Annotated in this window: 16 protein-coding genes and 1 pseudogene; 11 read left to right on the top strand and 6 right to left on the bottom strand. The window is 48.0% G+C overall.

The window, feature by feature from the left end; all coding sequences use genetic code 11:
• Positions 1–86: 86 nt before the first annotated feature.
• A complete protein-coding gene (locus NDI48_20735) occupies positions 87–788 on the top strand; it encodes a response regulator (protein ID MEP0833595.1) in 702 nt (233 codons plus the stop codon).
• A gap of 26 nt (positions 789–814) precedes the next feature.
• Here NDI48_20735 and NDI48_20730 read toward each other — a convergent pair.
• Positions 815–976, bottom strand: a pseudogene (locus NDI48_20730) (Uma2 family endonuclease).
• Between the two features lie 192 nt (positions 977–1168).
• On the opposite strand from NDI48_20730, the gene NDI48_20725 reads away from it, so the two are divergent.
• Positions 1169–1762: a restriction endonuclease gene (locus NDI48_20725; GenBank protein ID MEP0833594.1), complete on the top strand. Its 594-nt coding sequence runs from the start codon at positions 1169–1171 to the stop codon at positions 1760–1762.
• An 18-nt stretch (positions 1763–1780) separates the two neighbouring features.
• On the opposite strand, the gene NDI48_20720 is transcribed toward NDI48_20725, so the two are convergent.
• From NDI48_20720 to NDI48_20710, 3 genes are all read right to left on the bottom strand, one after another.
• Entirely contained in the window at positions 1781–2767 is a 987-nt protein-coding gene (locus NDI48_20720) for a site-specific DNA-methyltransferase (protein MEP0833593.1), read from the bottom strand.
• A gap of 44 nt (positions 2768–2811) precedes the next feature.
• On the bottom strand, positions 2812–3060 hold the full coding sequence (locus NDI48_20715) for a helix-turn-helix domain-containing protein (GenBank protein ID MEP0833592.1): 249 nt from the start codon (positions 3058–3060) through the stop codon (positions 2812–2814).
• A gap of 116 nt (positions 3061–3176) precedes the next feature.
• A complete protein-coding gene (locus tag NDI48_20710) occupies positions 3177–3863 on the bottom strand; it encodes a Uma2 family endonuclease (protein ID MEP0833591.1) in 687 nt (228 codons plus the stop codon).
• Here NDI48_20710 and NDI48_20705 point away from each other — a divergent pair.
• Both NDI48_20705 and NDI48_20700 read left to right on the top strand, forming a co-directional pair.
• Complete coding sequence (locus tag NDI48_20705) at positions 3840–3992, top strand: hypothetical protein (GenBank protein MEP0833590.1); 153 nt, start codon at positions 3840–3842, stop codon at positions 3990–3992. The genes NDI48_20710 and NDI48_20705 overlap by 24 nt on opposite strands.
• A gap of 70 nt (positions 3993–4062) precedes the next feature.
• On the top strand, positions 4063–5160 hold the full coding sequence (locus NDI48_20700; protein MEP0833589.1) for a HAMP domain-containing histidine kinase: 1098 nt from the start codon (positions 4063–4065) through the stop codon (positions 5158–5160).
• Positions 5161–5621: 461 nt separating this feature from the next.
• Here the strand turns inward: NDI48_20700 and NDI48_20695 are convergent, their stop codons facing one another.
• Together NDI48_20695 and NDI48_20690 are read right to left on the bottom strand one after the other, a co-directional pair.
• On the bottom strand, positions 5622–5837 hold the full coding sequence (locus NDI48_20695; GenBank protein MEP0833588.1) for a hypothetical protein: 216 nt from the start codon (positions 5835–5837) through the stop codon (positions 5622–5624).
• Between the two features lie 438 nt (positions 5838–6275).
• Entirely contained in the window at positions 6276–8297 is a 2022-nt protein-coding gene (locus NDI48_20690; protein ID MEP0833587.1) for an acylase, read from the bottom strand.
• A gap of 314 nt (positions 8298–8611) precedes the next feature.
• Between NDI48_20690 and NDI48_20685 the strand changes: the two genes are divergently transcribed.
• The 7 genes from NDI48_20685 (at position 8612) to NDI48_20655 (ending at position 16552) form a co-directional block, all read left to right on the top strand.
• Positions 8612–8818, top strand: a complete 207-nt coding sequence (locus NDI48_20685; protein ID MEP0833586.1) for a hypothetical protein — start codon at positions 8612–8614, stop codon at positions 8816–8818.
• A 456-nt stretch (positions 8819–9274) separates the two neighbouring features.
• Positions 9275–10144: an STAS domain-containing protein gene (locus NDI48_20680; GenBank protein ID MEP0833585.1), complete on the top strand. Its 870-nt coding sequence runs from the start codon at positions 9275–9277 to the stop codon at positions 10142–10144.
• A 19-nt stretch (positions 10145–10163) separates the two neighbouring features.
• Positions 10164–10559 (top strand): STAS domain-containing protein, encoded by a 396-nt coding sequence (locus tag NDI48_20675; GenBank protein ID MEP0833584.1) that lies wholly within the window; start codon positions 10164–10166, stop codon positions 10557–10559.
• Positions 10560–10563: 4 nt separating this feature from the next.
• Entirely contained in the window at positions 10564–10944 is a 381-nt protein-coding gene (locus NDI48_20670) for an anti-sigma regulatory factor (protein ID MEP0833583.1), read from the top strand.
• Positions 10945–10948: 4 nt separating this feature from the next.
• Positions 10949–11959: a SpoIIE family protein phosphatase gene (locus NDI48_20665; protein MEP0833582.1), complete on the top strand. Its 1011-nt coding sequence runs from the start codon at positions 10949–10951 to the stop codon at positions 11957–11959.
• A gap of 95 nt (positions 11960–12054) precedes the next feature.
• Positions 12055–14217, top strand: a complete 2163-nt coding sequence (locus NDI48_20660) for an ATP-binding protein (protein MEP0833581.1) — start codon at positions 12055–12057, stop codon at positions 14215–14217.
• Entirely contained in the window at positions 14210–16552 is a 2343-nt protein-coding gene (locus NDI48_20655) for a response regulator (protein MEP0833580.1), read from the top strand. Before NDI48_20660 ends, NDI48_20655 begins: the two co-directional genes overlap by 8 nt.
• Positions 16553–16626 lie beyond the last annotated feature (74 nt).

The following is a 16626-nucleotide window of genomic DNA, read 5'->3' as shown; positions in this document are numbered from 1 at the left end:
TAAGAACACTCATTCTTTGTAGTGATTGTTACTTATTAATCCAGGTTGCTGAATCTTCCATAATCATCTCCAAGTTGAGGGTGCGAATGAATAGTACCATTCTGTTAGTCGAAGATAATCCTGACGATCAATTTCTGATTCAGCGTGCCCTCAATAAGCGTCTCCTGAATAAGGTTAACTTATTCGCGGCTTGGTCAAAGCCTATGGAAAAGACGGCGAATTATAATTCCTCTAGTTTGAACAAAATAGACCTTTCTTACCCTCCTATTTCATCGGTTGGTGAAGGTACAGAGTTAGGTCTTTCCGTCAAATTGGTTGAGAACAAAGAGGAAGCGATAAATTACCTAAAGGGCAAAAAAAATGAGGCTAATCAGCAGTGTTATCCCCTACCTGATTTGATACTGATCAGTGTAACAATGCCTCATCTATCCGGTCTTTGCTTACTGTCTTGGATCAAGCGGCAGCCTGAACTGATACACATACCCATTGTGATAATTAGCGATGTGGACAAGAAAGACCAAGCCATGAACTTAGGCGCGATCGCCTACATTTTCAAAACTCTCTGTTTCACTGACTTAACAGAAGTTGTCAGGGCTTTTCTACTATCAGGCAACCACCGATGTAAGGAGAAATGGCAATCCACCAAGAGACGTTCCCAGCCGTTGCAAGGCTTGGCCAATCCTTCAACTATCAGCAAGGAAATGAGTAATCGTGGCGTGATGAAGGCTGCCTCTTGGCAAAGAAAAGGTCAGAAAATAGGTCACTCCAGTCTTCAAGTGCCCTTGTGACTCCTGAAGGCTGAGGCTAATTCTTCATATTCCTTGACACCATTACGGCGATAGGCTTGTTTTTTAGCGTGAAGGTCGATGGCTACACTGCTAGCGGCAATTTCGACGATCAACTCTGGAGCGTCTTCAATATAATCATCCTCACTCAGTCGCGACTTCCCACCAGCTTCTGGCATGATCAGGAGTACATTTAACCATACAGCCGCAGTTGGGGTAAACCTATGCTCATCCTACCGAAATCAAAGGAGGGTGAGGGTAAGAAAGAGACCACCGGAAACCACCGTAAATCTGTAGAACAATGTAGAAACTAAGCTTAACTCTCAGAATAAACAGGCAAAACTGCACTACTCTTGCGTAGCGAAGTTAGGTAAGTAGTCAGTATGAAGATTGTTCAAGAGGTTTCTTTAATCAGTGTTGGCAGTTTTGAAGAATCAAGCGATTGGTCTATCATTCGTGCTGAAATTCGTGATGCTATCTCTTTGATTGTGCATCCTCCTGGGACATCCGACTTTACAATCAATCCCAAAAAGCATGGAAATGGTGTTAAACCCATTAAAGCAGCTTGCATGACTGCGTTGAAGGATCGATTTGCGTGGGGACTTGAAACTTCAATTAACTATGCAACCAAATCGCCAGGAAAAGTAGATGCAACAAAGGTTATTGATAATCATCTTTTCGCTCTTGAGTGGGAAACTGGGAATATTTCCTCAAGCCATCGATCTGTTAATAAAATAATGCTTGGATTACTACGGGGTGTTTTTCTGGGTGCTGCGTTAGTACTCCCCAGTAGAAAAATTTATCCTTACCTAACGGATCGAATCGGTAACTATGAAGAACTAGAGCCATACTTTGATGTTTGGCGGGCAGTTCGGATTGAAGCAGGTTTCCTGGCAATCTTTGTGATTGAACACGATCGGGTAGACAACAATGTACCAACGATTACCAAGGGAACAGACGGTCGTGCATTGGTCTGAGTTTGTCTAAAAGAAAAGCTATGTAGAGAAAGGAATTTGCAGTTGTGATGCCGTTGCTTTGCATGGCTTCAATTTCTTACTTCCCCTTGCCGATTCCCATTGCTCCATAATTCCGTTAGCTAGATCAGTCAGTCGTTCTACGGCTGGATCTATGTCTCCAATTTCTGAACCAATCCAATAACGATGTAGTTTTTCTGCTGCATAAAATGTAGTACCTGAACCCCCAAACGGATCAACTACAATTTGCCCTGAATTAGATGCCATTGCAATAATTCGCTCTAGCATAATGGGAGCGAGTTCGTTTGGAACTCGTTTTTTGTGCCGACGATGCCGAACTGGTGGAATATCAGCCCACATTTCTTCTGCCAACGCCCATAAAACTTCAGTAGGATCAGCTTCATGAGCATCCTCCCAAACATCTTCTGGCGCATCCCAAACATCCATCAAATTAATCCCTTTCTCATTGAGTTTTTTTCGATGACCACCATAGTCACGAATTTCTCCGCCGCAATGCCGACAAACTTGAATAGGTGTGTAAACTTTGTTGAAAACTGCTGGTTGCCCCTTGGTGTAATAGAGTAGTCCGTAATGAGCAGGAGACATCTTTTTACCTCTAGGAAAAGCTTTCGGCATTCTGCAAGCAATCCAATGCCTAAACAACATTCCTTGCTGATTGAGGTATGCACCGTACTCTATACACCACTTAGGCAAGTTGAATACAAATAGACTGCCACCTTCTTTTAGTACCCGAATACTCTCACTCAACCATTGTTGTGACCAGATTAAGTATCTATCTGTCTCCATCTGATCGCTGACACCTTCACCATATTCTTTGCCAAGATTAAAGGGTGGGTCAGCAAATACGAGATCCACAGACTCATCAGGTAGTGCTAACAGCAGTTTAAGGCAGTCTCCCTGATATAAAACGCCATACTCACTTGTATAAACCTGTTTTAGCCCTTGTTGAGTGGCAACATTAGTTGCAATCAGTTGAAAAGGGAGCATTCATTGAACCTTGATTACCTTAGTATAGCTTGAGTCTACGAATTCTATTGACAGTTGTCAATAGAGTTTTCTTGAGAAGTTGTACGACGTGGTTGATAAGGTTTTCCGGTAGGCTGATTTTTGTATCTCTCTACTTCACCAGCCTCTATATAATAATAACGTCCAAGTTTACGAGCTATAACCTGACCATTTTTAATTAAGTCGTGAACTCGCTGACGAGTAACACTTAGTAGCTTTGCAGTTTGGGCTATAGAGAGTAATTCGGTGCTGTCATTTGAACTGAAGTTTGTCATAACGATAGATTGAAAATTCCTGAAATCCCAAAAATAAGTTTTTTACTTACTGCACCCTCAAGCGTCACTCAAGTTTGGCAAGAAAGACCCATCAAAATTACCTCACAATTGGCTGATTAATCGCTAGCTAATTTCTGGACAAATGCCCCATGTTCAGGAGATTTTATTCCCTCTTGTAAAACTGCCAAGACATGCTGCATATTCCCAGCTAATAACTCTGAAACCGCTAACCACAACCCAGGAAAGACTCGACTCCTGATAATTCCATCGGTATCAGTGGGTAAATCAAGATACTCACCCTTTTCTAAATAGAACCAGCTAATTGTTTGATCGAACACTTGCCAGACGATATATTCCTTGACACCATTACGGCGATAGGCTTGTTTTTTAGCGTGAAGGTCGATGGCTACACTGCTAGCGGCAATTTCCACAACCAACTCTGGAACACCTTCAATATAATCATCCTCACTCAGTCGTGACTGCCCACCGACTTCTGGCATGATTAGGAGTACAGCATCAGGTTGTGGTTCGTTGTCGATATCGAGACGCACCGTTGGTTGGACTCCCAAAGCAACACCGGGAGTCATAGCTTCGTAGGTTCCTAGCCATGCCACAATCCAACCATGAGGTTGACTGTGACTCTTGAAGCGCACAGCAGCAGGTATGTAGACAATCCCTTCGATTAACTCGGCTTTTCTCAAGTTGGGCATGACATTGTAGCGGCGCTCGAATTCGTAACGGTTTAAGCGATCGCCATTTTCTAAAGGGGGAATTGTCCAATGCTGGGAAGGGGTTTTAACCATACAGCCGCAGTTGGGGTAAACCTATGCTCATCCTACCGAATTGGGGAAGGCGATCGCGCTTCTTCACAGCTACCTCCCGCCATGCTGATGCAACAAGCTTCAATGCTGGTTAAGTCTGGCTGGAATTGAATCAAGATATTGTTACAATCTCAGGGAGCTTAAAGCTGACTCTTTCCTCGTTTTGGTTCTCCTGCAATCTATGTCTAACGCTGCTTCTGACCGTCTTAAGCAAAATGGTGAAAGAATTATGCAACTGTGGGAGCGGCGGGCGCGTGATGAAGTTGCTGCATCGATGCATCAGGACTCTCTTGTCTTGCAAAATTCACTACCTAAGTACTTAAACCAACTGGTAGATGAACTCTCAAACAGGATTGTCAGGACACCTGTCCGAATAGAAGCCGATAAGGCACAAAGCACTCGCATTGGCAAGCAGCATGGGCATGAACGGGCGGGCTATGCTGACTACTCCATGAGTCAACTCATTTTCGAGTACCACATCCTCCGTCAAGTAATCTTTCAAGTTTTAGAGGAAGAAGCACCTTTAGGAGTGAGGGAACGAGACATCATTATCGGCTCCATTGAGCAAGCCGTTAACGACGCTGCCACTCAATTCTCCCAGACGCTGCAAGATATTCAAGAGTTATTTATGGTGACGTTAACTCACGATCTGAGAGGCCCCCTTAATGTTGTAAAAATGGGAACTCAACTGATTCTGCGTCGGCTTGAACGAGGAGATACCCACGTTGATGTGGCAGCGAGGATGATCAGTTCGATCGATCGGCTGGATTCGATGATTCAAAATCTGCTCGATGCGAGTCGGCTGCGGGCAGGACAGGGCTTAAAGCTTGAATTTGAAGAATGCTATTTAGACAGGCTAGTCCAAGACGTAGTGGAGGATTTGAGCTTCACTTATGGAGAGCGGTTTGTTGTAGTCTGTGATTCTGATATCAGGAGCTATTGCAGCCGTAAAGAAATACGGCGGGTGATTGAAAATTTAGCAATTAACGCTGTGAAATATGGTGCTCCTAGCACGCCGATTACACTCACGCTCCAGCAAACTGAAACGCAGATCAGCCTTACTATCCATAATGAAGGCAATCCGATAGCCTCAGATGCTCAATCCATCCTATTTCAACAATTTCGTCGAACCACCTCTGCGGAGGATCAAACGGGATGGGGATTAGGATTATTTTTAGTAAAGAGTATTATTGAGGCGCATCAAGGGACGATTGAAGTGGAAAGTGAGGAGGGCAAGGGGACAAGCTTTATCGTTAAGTTGCCTAAATTACCCTGTTAATCCCCATTTTCCAGGGGAGGAATTGTCCAATGCTGAGAGGGTGTTTTAACCATACAGCCGCAGTTCGGGTAAACCTATGCTCATCCTACCGAATTGGGGAAGGCGATCGCTCTTGTTCCCAGTTGTGCGATCGCCCCTTGAACGCTGGATGACAGCTAATCGCGCTTCTTTCCTGCTACCTGCTTCTTGTGAAAGGGTGTACTTTTGTCTAGCTCAGCGTGTTACAGCCCATCATATCTTTTGGGGTCTTTCTTTTGTTTTTTACTCCCATCAGTTTCTTTTTTAGGCTTTTTAGTTTCTTTGTTGCTCTTTTTCTCTTTTGACATAACGATTCTCCAATAGCGACGACTTCAACTCCCCCACCGCCTAGGCAGATGGGGATTGTATCTACCATCAGTATTAACCCATTATCCTGAAAGATAATGCTTTCACTGGAAACAAGCCACTCTCTGGGGGTAGAGTCATGCCGCTTCCACTTCTATTTCCTCATCCTCATCTTCATCTTCGTCAAAAATCAAGTTAAAGGTTGCTGCATCCCATCCTCTAGTTGCTGGCAACTCGGTCTCCTCCTGAAATGCATCGGGGTCGCCCAGCAATAAAGCTCCTAATTTTTCAGCAATCAGTTCATCACTAGGACCATCGTTAGGAAGAAGATTGGGGTTAAAATTAATCGTCATTATTTATCTCTCCTCATAAAATAAATCACGCCTGAATCATTCATCTTCTGCGGCACAGGTTCATGACTTGGACGGCTGTATTAATTCTTTCGGCTTCAAGGGAATAATCCCGCTAATTCTTCAGCGGTTGCTTACCCAAAATCCTCAGATGGGGTGGAACAGTGCGAGGTTTTGATGGAGAAAAGAAAGTTAATCGACTCAGATCTTGCACTAAGCCCTAGGGATGAGAAAGAAGCTGTTGGTCAATTCACGAGGGGTCAGACCCTAAGCGCCACAAAATTAGGGGCTGTAGGGGCAGGTCTTGTGCCTGCCCTACCTATACCGAGATCTAGGGCACCCACAATCAGCGCATTCACAAGGGGTGCCCCTACAGAATTTATCCGAATTCGCCAACACCATGTTGGAAAACGCGGCTATACCAACAAATACAAGGACAGACTAAAAAACTTGGCGCGATTCCAAATGTTCTTCTATTTCCTTGCGGGTACGCCAAACGGGTCGCATTTCATTGCGGGCATACAAAGCCAGTTGATCGCCAACATGTGGTGAATTTGGCTGAGTCGCATTCCCGTAAGTGTTCAGAACTTTTGCCCGGATAGGATTAGCAAACTCAATGGCGGCAATATAAGTATCACCCGCAAAGGATTGGAAGCGTCCATCCGCTGAAGAAGGGATTACATCGATCACCCGAAAAATGCCAAACATGCCTGGGCCACCACTCGCCGGTAAATCCACCTTCCCATACCGTAGCCGAGCCACCTGACCCCATGGCACATCCATAGCTCCGTAGAGTAATTTTACCGTGGTTGCGGCAGTTTCCAGCACCTTGACGGCAGCTTCAGGGTCAGCCAAACCGTTCGGTGTGGTGAGGGGAGAATTTTCGTTCCAGGGATTGGCGTATCGGTTTTGAGCAGGCATGGTTCGTGCCCAAGCGGCGAAGAGTGCGGTTCCCCGACTCTCGGCATCCGCGTTGCGATCCCAAGCTTGCAAGACATCAGCCGCCTGATTCGCTAACTCGCTACCTGACTGACGCGCCGCCCCAATTAAGTCATCCAGAACTCGATCTGCTAATTCCATGCGGGACGAGAACTTATCCGCAATCATCTGCTCAAAGCTGATTTTTTCTTTCTCCATCAGCAGCTTGGCTGAACGCTGCGCCCGCCAATGCATGAAACGGGGTGCCATATCTGAGGGATACTCATTAGCATTGAGTGCTAGGGGAAATGTGACTGTCCAGGGTGGATCGTTGGCATTCTGTAACCAGCCGGATGGAGGGTCGAGGACACGAGGTAAGTCTTGATAGGGGTGGGTTTTCGTCCACAGCGTCGCTGATGTATCTGCGGGTACAATACCCTGCCAGTCGTTCCAATTTCCTTTTGGGTGTATGGGCACCTGACCGTTGAATACATATAAGATATGACCCTGATGGTCGGCGTAGAGGATGTTGAACATCGGCAACTGCAAGCGCTCTAATGCCGCCTCAAACTCGCTCAACTGGCTTGCCCGTGCCATGCCCCACAATTGTTCCATCATATTCGGCTGGTCTAATCCCACCACGCGCACGGCAACGGCTTTCCCATCCTGTTGGGCGACAATGGGGCCATGAAGCGATCGCGTCACAACAAACGGTTCTTCCCGTAGTGTACCGTTTGCCTGTTTGACTTTCAGGGTTTGGGTTTCGGTTTCAAATGGACGAACTTTTCCATCCCAACGATAGCCCTGATCGGCTAGTGTCAGTTCGTAAGCATCCCAGCCATCATGGGTGTTCACTGTCACTGTCCAACCCAGAGACTCATTAAATGCGATCGCCAGGATTGGCATTCCCACCAAAGTCACCCCGTAAGCATCCATTCCAGGTGCGCTAAGCTGCGCCTCATACCACAGATAAAAATCTGACCAAGGTAAATGAGGGTTAGCCAGTAGCATGGCGTTCCCACTGGCTGATTTAGAGGGTGCGATCGCCCAAGCATTGGAACCCGCCGAACTGGGACGAGAACTCAGCGCCGCCACACTCTGCGGGTTAATCATAAAGTTAAAATGAATCACCCGCTGAACGTGAGCCAGCACATCCACCCCATCCACCGGTAACACCGACTTGAGCTCATTGTTAATTTGGTCGGGATGTTCTTGGGCATAAGCATTCATTCCCGCCGCAAACGCATCCAGGTAGCCGCGCATGGTTGGATTTTGTGCCTGATACCATTCCCTGGCTCGTTCCGGAATGCCCATGGTTCTGACATATTTATCCGAATCCAGGTAACTTTCACCCAAATACTCAGCCGCTCGTCCTCGTGCTTGAGCGTACAAGCGCACAATCAAGTCACCATGGCTGTGCATCTGCGCCCAGCCGAATGCGTGGAAGAGTTCTCCATCACTTTTGCCATAGATATGGGGGACACCCCAAGTATCCCAAAGAATTTCTGTGCGGTCTGAACCGGCTGCTGGATTACGAATACTCACAACTAAAACTAGAACTAGGCAAAACAGTAAGGAAAAAATCCATAATAAGCGTTGTCTAATCACTATTTAACAACTTCAGACTACAATTTATCGGTGTGACAGATTTCCAATTGTCCTGCGATCGCCATCACAAATAATAAGCTAAATTATCACTCTTGAATTGTAATTTACATCCTACTTTTTAGGGTCAGCGATCGCTGTTTCCAGTGACCTTCTTCACCGGATTATAGAGCTACCAATCACGAAACTCTATTTTGGGGCAGACTAGGATATTTTTATCAGGACAAGCCATTCTGATCGATGGAGATAATTGTATGGCACTTTGGAAGCAACCTCGACAACAACCCTTCACCACCTATCGAGACCCCCAAACGGGTCGATGGATAACGATTCCGTCATCTGAATCCGTTGAGGAAGCCCTGGTTGAAGCACCACTTTATCGAGACCCCCAAACGGGTCAGTGGATAACGATTAAGCCTACCGTAACTCCTCAAGATACTCTGATTGTCAATTCCTTGTAATCCCTGTAACTGAAGATAGAGCTGATTAGTAACGGCGTCCCTGCATCTGCCGTTAAAAAATGAAAATTATTTGACACCAATTTACCGCTAAATGCAGTGCTAAATTAAACTAGCATGAGTATTTATTCAAGCGTTTAAAAAGTTTGTTTATCTTCTAAATATATCCTAAATGTAGGGTTTAAAAATCTCAAAAATTAGGACAAAATTTTTATCATAGCGAAGTTGGTAAATTTTGTCTCACTTTGTCCCTATAATGAGTAAGTCAATCAGCCTTTAAGGGACTACCTCCAGTCATCGGCAACATTATCCTCTTGAGAAACTTTAAGTGCACTCAGGAAATTTCCAGACACTTCAGTGTTCAGCGCCACCATCCGAGCTAGTGAACCAAAAAGCCTAGTTAATGATTGACCTGTACAATGACTCTTTAAAATTCCGGCTAAGCGAAGGAGCCGTTAGATGAGCTTGAGCGGCAAAAGTAAAATTCCAGAGATTCTCAAAAATTATCAAGTCCAACTGTTGGAGGATTGGCTGCAACAGCAAATAACCGATGGTACCCGCCAAGGTTTGCACAAAGAGACGGAGTTGCGAGAGGAGTGCAGAGAGTTCCTGGAGCTGTTCAAAAATGCCGTACAGCAGAGTGACTTGAGTGATACTCACACACCAGAGTGGAAGGGGGTGCGAGAAATGTTGGCGAGTGTTTCCCGGACTCGTTCCCAAAAAGGCTTTACGCCCTCGGAAACGGCAACCTTTGTTTTCTCGTTTAAGCAACCCCTCTTCACCCGTCTGCGCTCCGAACTCGCGCAGGATGGTGCCACCCTGATTGAGGAAATTGTGCTAGCCAGTAACCTGCTCGACGAGCTGGGACTCTGGACGACTGAGATCTATCAAAAAACTCGCGAAGAAGTGATTATGCGCCAGCAAGAGGAGCTGATGGAGCTGTCAACGCCAGTGGTAAAACTATGGGACGGCATTTTAGCTCTACCCATTATTGGCACCCTGGATAGTGCCCGAACCCAAGTGGTGATGGAGTCTCTGTTGCAGAAAATTGTTGAGACGGGTTCGGAAGTCGCCATTATCGACATTACAGGTGTGCCAACCGTCGATACTCTGACGGCTCAGCACTTACTCAAAACAGTTACAGCCGCTCGTCTGATGGGTGCTGATTGCATCCTAAGTGGGATTCGTCCTCAGATTGCCCAAACCATTGTATATCTGGGCGTCGATCTGGCGGATATGGTGACGAAAGCGTCGCTGGCGGATGCCTTTGCGCTAGCTCTCAAGCGAACTGGGGCGTCGATTAGTCGTACCACTCGCGGTATGGTATAGGGTCAGGAGATTTATTTATATGGAACGTATCCCCATCCTGCAAATGGGTGAATTCCTGTTAGTGACGATCCAAGTCGATATGCATGACCGCCTAGCCATGACCTTGCAGGACGACCTAACCAACCGGATTGTCCAAATCAGTGCTCGTGGTGTGCTGATTGATATCTCAGCCTTGGAAATCGTGGATTCCTTCATTGGGCGAATACTAGGGAACATTGCCAAGATGTCGCAGGTACTAGATGCCGAAACCGTTGTGGTGGGAATGCAGCCTGCGGTTGCCATCACTCTAGTTGAGTTGGGACTTTCCCTGACCGGTATTCGCACCGCCTTAAATGTTGAGAAAGGAATGGCTCGCCTGCGTGCCTCGTTGGCAGCTTCTGCTAGAGAGAACGCGGATGGACATAGTGAGGTCTGAAACGATGAGCATCCAGTCCTCCGCCGACGTTGTCTTAGTCCGACAATCCGTGCGTCAGTGGGCTGTGGAACTACGTTTTAGTCTGGTAGACCAGACCAAGATTGTCACGGCAGCCAGTGAGTTGGCACGCAACACTCTGGATTATGGCGGTGGCGGTACAGTCAAGCTGGAAGCCCTACAAGAAGGAATCCGTCGAGGCTTGCGACTGACCTTTGAAGACAAGGGGCCAGGGATTCCAGATATTGATCTGGCGCTCAAAGACGGATTCACGACTGGCAGCGGACTGGGTCTAGGGCTAAGTGGTACAAAACGGCTGGTAAACGAATTCCAGATCGTTTCTCACGTTGGACAAGGCACCTGCGTCACAATTACAAAATGGAAGTGACTTAATGATGATAGAAGCTGTTGCCTTACCGATGGTAGAGTCTAGTCAGGCAGGTGAAGCGCGACGGATGGCGCTAGCTCTGGCGAGTCGTTTGGGATTCAACGAGACGGAACGAGGAAAAGTCGGGATTGTGGTGACCGAAGCGGCTAATAACCTGGTTCGGCACGCAAAAGACGGCGAATTAGTGCTACAACCTTTGACCCGGAACGAGATTGAGGGAATTGAAATCTTAGCCTTAGACAAAGGGCCAGGAATCAGCAATATCAACGAGTGCCTACGAGATGGCTTTTCTACCGCAGGAACTTCAGGAACGGGTTTGGGAGCCATGAGTCGTCTCTCGGCTTTTTTTGATATTTATTCGGTGCCCAAGCTGGGAAGTGCCTGTTTAGCTCAACTCTGGGCAAACTCCCCACCCGTAAAGCCGGTAGAGAGTGATTTAGACAGGGGCGTGGTGTGCTTGCCCAAAATCGGTGAGGAGATTTCGGGAGATGCTTGGGCAACCGACCAAAATTCCGGTCGCACCTTGCTGCTAGTCGCCGATGGTTTGGGTCACGGCCCACAAGCCGCCCAGGCATCCCGTGAAGCGGTGAGAATATTTCGAGCGAATTTGGGCAAAAGTCCCAAAGAGATTGTTGAGGCGGCACACGCGGCATTGCGGAGTACACGCGGCGCGGCTTTAGCGATCGCAGAAGTTAATTTTGAACAGCTTACCGTGCGTTTTGCTGGAGTCGGAAACATTTCTGGTACGATTCTGGCTCAGGAAAAAACCAACAACCTGGTTTCCTACAACGGAACCGTTGGGCATGAAGTTCGCAAGATTCATGAGTTTGTCTATCCCTGGCCCAAAGGCGGACTTTTGGTCATGCACTCTGATGGATTGGGTACCCAGTGGCGCTTAGACCGCTATCCTGGCTTAGTAGCCAAACATCCCAGCCTGATCGCGGGAGTTTTGTACCGAGATTTCAACCGAGGTCGTGATGATGTAGCCGTTTTGGTTGTTCGCGAGGGGGAATAGGGGAGTGGGGGAGTGGGGGATGGGGGATGGGGAGATGGGGGGATGGGGAGATAGGGGGATAGGGAGGATTCTTAATCTAAAATCTAAAACCTAAAATGGCAATAAGTGCAACGATTATTACCATAGAAATACGCTTTGAACAAGATGTCGTGATGACCCGTCAGCGAGCACGCCAGATTGCTGAACTATTGGGTTTTGACGCTCAGGATCAGACGCGCATTGCTACGGCTGTTTCGGAAATCGCCCGTAATGCCTTTCAATATGCCCAGGGAGGAAGAGTTGAGTTTCGAGTGGAAGGTGAATCGCCTCAAAACCTTCTAATCTGCATTCGTGACAAGGGAGCGGGCATTGCCAATCTGAACTCTATTCTAGAGGGACGGTACACATCGGCAACTGGACTGGGGTTAGGGATTATTGGTTCCAAGCGACTCATGGATCGGTTCGAGATTGAATCTTCGCCCGGTCACGGAACCATGGTGCAGATGGGAAAACCCTTGCCGAAGCGTGCACCTGTGGTGAATGGGCATCGATTGGCACAGATAGCGGATGAGTTGGTTCAGCGATCGCCCAGTAATCCGTTGGAAGAAATCCAGCAGCAAAACCAAGAACTCCTGCGTGCTTTAGCAGAACTGCAAAAGCGAGAGGAAGCCTTAATTCACCTCAACCGTGAACTAGAAGATACCAATCGGGGTGTTGTGGCATTGTATGCCGAGTTGGACGAAAAAGCCGATTCCTTAAAACGAGCCAACGAACTCAAAACTCGCTTCCTCTCAAACATGAGCCATGAGTTTCGCACGCCGCTTAACTCCGTGATTTCTCTATCTCGGATGTTGTTAGACCGGATGGATGGTGAATTAACACCAGAGCAGGAAAAGCAGGTGAAGTTTATCAGTAAAGCCGCTGAAGGGCTTTCAGAGTTAGTGAATGACCTGTTAGACCTAGCCAAAGTGGAGGCGGGAAAAATTGTCGTGCAGCCGGACAACTTTGACGTGAGCGAACTGTTCGGAACCCTGCGGGGAATGCTGCGCCCTCTACTGGCTCACAACTCCTCCATTGCTCTGGTGTTTGAAGAACCCCGTGATATTCCAATGCTTTACACCGACGAGGGAAAAGTTGCCCAGATTCTGAGAAACTTTATTTCTAATGCGCTCAAATTCACACCCACCGATGAGGTGCGAGTATCCGCTGTACGGGTTGGCAATACGATCACCTTCTCCGTCGCCGACACCGGCATTGGCATTGCACCGGAAGATAGGGAGCGCATCTTTGAAGAATTTGTTCAGGTGGATTCTCCCCTGCAACGGCAGGTCAAAGGTACAGGGTTGGGGCTACCACTGTCGCGTAAACTCGCGGGCTTATTAGGCGGAAGTGTCTGGGTGACCAGTACTGTGGGAGTTGGCTCTACCTTTTTTGCCTCCATCCCGCTTGTCTATCCGGGTTCTCATCAAGAGTCAGCGTTGTCGCCCGTCTCCTGGGAGCTAGACCCCCAACGCTTACCCATACTGGTGGTTGAGGACAATGCTGAAACCCTTTTCACTTACGAGAAGTATTTCCAGGGTTCCATTTATCAGCCCTTCTTAGCACGGACACTTTACGAGGCCGAACAGGCACTGACGTTGTTTACTCCCACGGCGATTATGTTAGATATTTTGCTGGAGGAGCGAAACACCTGGGGATTTATTGCTGAATTGAAAGAGAATCCAGCCACGCAAGAGATTCCGATTCTCGTTGTCACGGTGATTGATAACGAAAAGCAAGCCAAGGCGTTAGGCGCTAATGCCTTCTTAATTAAGCCTGTGGATAGATGGTCACTTTTGAACCAAATCAATACGCTAATAAAGCGGAATACACCACAAAAGCTCTTGCTCATTGACGATGACCCGGCATCCCAATATGTGTTGAAGCAACTTTTAAGTGACACTGACCTTAATATTAGTGAGGCCGTCGATGGGCGCGAGGGTATTGAGCTGGCTCAAGCCGAAAAGCCTGACTGTATCATTCTCGATCTTTCTCTGCCAGAAATGAGCGGAGAAAAGGTGTTATCGTTGCTCAAAAGTGACAGTAAAACTAACGATATCCCGGTCATTATTAATACCTCAGAGTCACTTGAAACAGAAGAGCAAAAGACCCTTGCACAAAATACGGTGGCGATTCTTTCTAAAGAAGCAGCCTCCCAAGAAATAGCGATCGCGCGAGTTAGGGAAGCACTGGTCAGGGCGGGGATAGCACTGAAGGTTGGCGAGAGAGGGTATGTTTGAGCAGCAGTTAATCACAATCTTGCATGTAGACGATAACGAAACCAATCGTTACACTACCAACCGCATGTTAAGACGTGCAGGGTTTGATGTAATTGAAGCGGCTACGGGTGAAGCCGCGCTGCAAATAGTCGCTCAAGCGAGACCCGACTTAATTATTCTGGACGTGAGGCTCCCTGGTATCAATGGATTTGAAGTCTGCCGCCGCCTCAAAGCCAACCCAGCTACGGCCTTTATTCCCGTACTCCATCTATCTGCCAGTTTTGTGGAAAGTCGGGACAAGGCACAGGGGTTAGACAGCGGTGCAGATGGCTACCTGGCGCAGCCTGTAGAACCGATTGAATTAATTGCCACGGTTAGAGCTTTGCTTCGCATTCGGCAGGCAGAGGAGTCCGCCCTAACCTTGGCGCAAGAGTGGCAAAGTACCTTTGATGCCATGAACGATGGGGTTTGCCTTCTCAACCAGGAAGGAAGAATTATGCGCTGTAATAGTGCGATGACGGAGCTTTTACACAAACCCTTTAGCGAACTCATTAGTTGCCTGCATCAAGAGCTAATGCCATCGACCTTGGGTTCTGTTGAGGCAAGTCCCTTCACTCGTGTCCAGGAAACTCGCCAACGTGAGAGCCAAGAGCTTCAGTGCGGTAGCCGCTGGTTTTCTGTCACGGTAGACCCGATCTTCAAGGAGGGGGGAACGTTCATCGGTGCCGTTTATACTCTGGCTGACATTACACACCGTAAACAGGCGGAGGAAGCACTTCGGATTAGTGAAGAGCGGTTTCGCCTGTTATTAGAGAATGTGACGGACTATGCAATTTTCTTCCTCGACACCCAAGCGTGTGTTATCCGTTGGAGCCTGGGAGCAGAAAGCATTTTGGGCTATCAAGAACCAGAAATCTTGGGAAAGCCAAGTTCAATCATCTTTACACCTGAAGACCTTGAACACGGTGCAGACAAGCAAGAACTGGAAACAGCAGTGACGGAAGGTCGAGCTGAGGATGAACGCTGGCACATCCGTAAAGATGGTAGGTGGTTCTGGGCGAGTAGCATCGTCACGCCCTTAAGAAATGAGGCGGGGCAGCTACGAGGCTTTGCTAAAATCATGCGTGACTTTACTGAACGTAAGCGAGCCGAAGATGAACGCAACCAGCTACTCGCCCGTGAACAAGAGGCACGCGCTGCCGCCGAAGCCGCTAACCGCTTGAAGGATGAGTTTTTGGCAACCCTCTCCCACGAACTGCGATCGCCCCTGAATGCGATGCTGGGATGGACACGCTTACTCAATAGTCGGAAGTTTGACGAAGCGACGACGACGCGGGCGCTACAGACGATTGAGCGCAGTGCCAAGTCCCAGGCGCAACTCGTGGAGGATTTGCTGGATGTCTCGCGGATTATTCAGGGTAAGCTGCGCTTAAATACCCGTCCGGTTGAATTGGTTTCAGTCATAGAGGCGGCAATTGAGACAGTGCGTCCCGCCACTGAAGCCAAGGAGATTGACCTCCAATGTGTGCTTAACCCAGCAGCAGGCCCCGTGGCGGGTGACTCTGACCGCTTGCAGCAAGTCATCTGGAATTTGGTATCGAATGCCATCAAGTTTACGCCCAAAGGTGGATGCGTTCAGGTGCGATTAGAAAGGGTAGACTCTAATGTTGAGATTACTGTAACGGATACCGGTAAAGGAATTGACCCGGAGTTTGTGCCCTATGTGTTTGAGCGCTTTCGCCAAGCCGATAGTTCTAGCACCAGGGTCTATAGTGGTTTAGGATTGGGACTGGCAATTGTCCGACACTTAGTTGAACTGCACGGCGGTACAGTACGTGCTCAGAGTGAAGGTGAAGACAAGGGAGCGACCTTTACCGTTAAGCTGCCACTCCTCCCCATCGTCGTCGCGGCTCCCCCAGGTGAACACTCCCCTTGCACCATTGGTCTATCAATGCCATTCGACAACCCGCCAGCACTCAAGGGGGTACGGGTTGTAATTGTTGATGATGAACCGGATTCGCGGGATCTTCTGGTTGCTGCACTGGAACAGTGTGAGGCTAAAGTCTTTGCGTTTGCCTCTGCGAGCGAGGCATTGGCAGCTGTATCCCAGTTGAAGCCAGATGTCTTGGTGAGCGATATTGGGATGCCTTTAGAGGACGGCTACAGTTTAATTCGTAAAGTCCGGCAACTTTCGTCAGAACAGGGGGGACAGATTCCAGCGATCGCCCTAACCGCCTATGCTAGAGCTGAAGACCGAACCAGAGCGCTCGCCTCTGGTTTTCAGATCCACATTGCCAAACCTGTGGAACCGACGGAACTGGCGACAGTGGTGGCGAATCTAGCGAGGCATCAATAAATCCTGCGGGTGGATTCATATCATTTCCATTTGCATCGGAATTACTCAAAAACCTCAGCGTCACCGTCTGCGCT

The sequence above is a fragment of the Microcoleus sp. AS-A8 genome (assembly GCA_039962225.1).
Taxonomy (GTDB): domain Bacteria; phylum Cyanobacteriota; class Cyanobacteriia; order Cyanobacteriales; family Coleofasciculaceae; genus Allocoleopsis.
Note: the sequence above shows the minus strand (reverse complement) of the source record. Positions and strands in the feature narration are given on the sequence as shown.

Coding starts and splice junctions, on each gene's coding strand:
- NDI48_20735 (MEP0833595.1), top strand. CDS start 87: ATGAATAGTACCATTCTGTTAGTCGAAGATAATCCTGACGATCAATTT.
- NDI48_20725 (MEP0833594.1), top strand. CDS start 1,169: ATGAAGATTGTTCAAGAGGTTTCTTTAATCAGTGTTGGCAGTTTTGAA.
- NDI48_20720 (MEP0833593.1), bottom strand. CDS start 2,767: ATGCTCCCTTTTCAACTGATTGCAACTAATGTTGCCACTCAACAAGGG.
- NDI48_20715 (MEP0833592.1), bottom strand. CDS start 3,060: ATGACAAACTTCAGTTCAAATGACAGCACCGAATTACTCTCTATAGCC.
- NDI48_20705 (MEP0833590.1), top strand. CDS start 3,840: ATGCTGGGAAGGGGTTTTAACCATACAGCCGCAGTTGGGGTAAACCTA.
- NDI48_20710 (MEP0833591.1), bottom strand. CDS start 3,863: ATGGTTAAAACCCCTTCCCAGCATTGGACAATTCCCCCTTTAGAAAAT.
- NDI48_20700 (MEP0833589.1), top strand. CDS start 4,063: ATGTCTAACGCTGCTTCTGACCGTCTTAAGCAAAATGGTGAAAGAATT.
- NDI48_20695 (MEP0833588.1), bottom strand. CDS start 5,837: ATGACGATTAATTTTAACCCCAATCTTCTTCCTAACGATGGTCCTAGT.
- NDI48_20685 (MEP0833586.1), top strand. CDS start 8,612: ATGGCACTTTGGAAGCAACCTCGACAACAACCCTTCACCACCTATCGA.
- NDI48_20680 (MEP0833585.1), top strand. CDS start 9,275: ATGAGCTTGAGCGGCAAAAGTAAAATTCCAGAGATTCTCAAAAATTAT.
- NDI48_20675 (MEP0833584.1), top strand. CDS start 10,164: ATGGAACGTATCCCCATCCTGCAAATGGGTGAATTCCTGTTAGTGACG.
- NDI48_20670 (MEP0833583.1), top strand. CDS start 10,564: ATGAGCATCCAGTCCTCCGCCGACGTTGTCTTAGTCCGACAATCCGTG.
- NDI48_20665 (MEP0833582.1), top strand. CDS start 10,949: ATGATGATAGAAGCTGTTGCCTTACCGATGGTAGAGTCTAGTCAGGCA.
- NDI48_20660 (MEP0833581.1), top strand. CDS start 12,055: ATGGCAATAAGTGCAACGATTATTACCATAGAAATACGCTTTGAACAA.
- NDI48_20655 (MEP0833580.1), top strand. CDS start 14,210: ATGTTTGAGCAGCAGTTAATCACAATCTTGCATGTAGACGATAACGAA.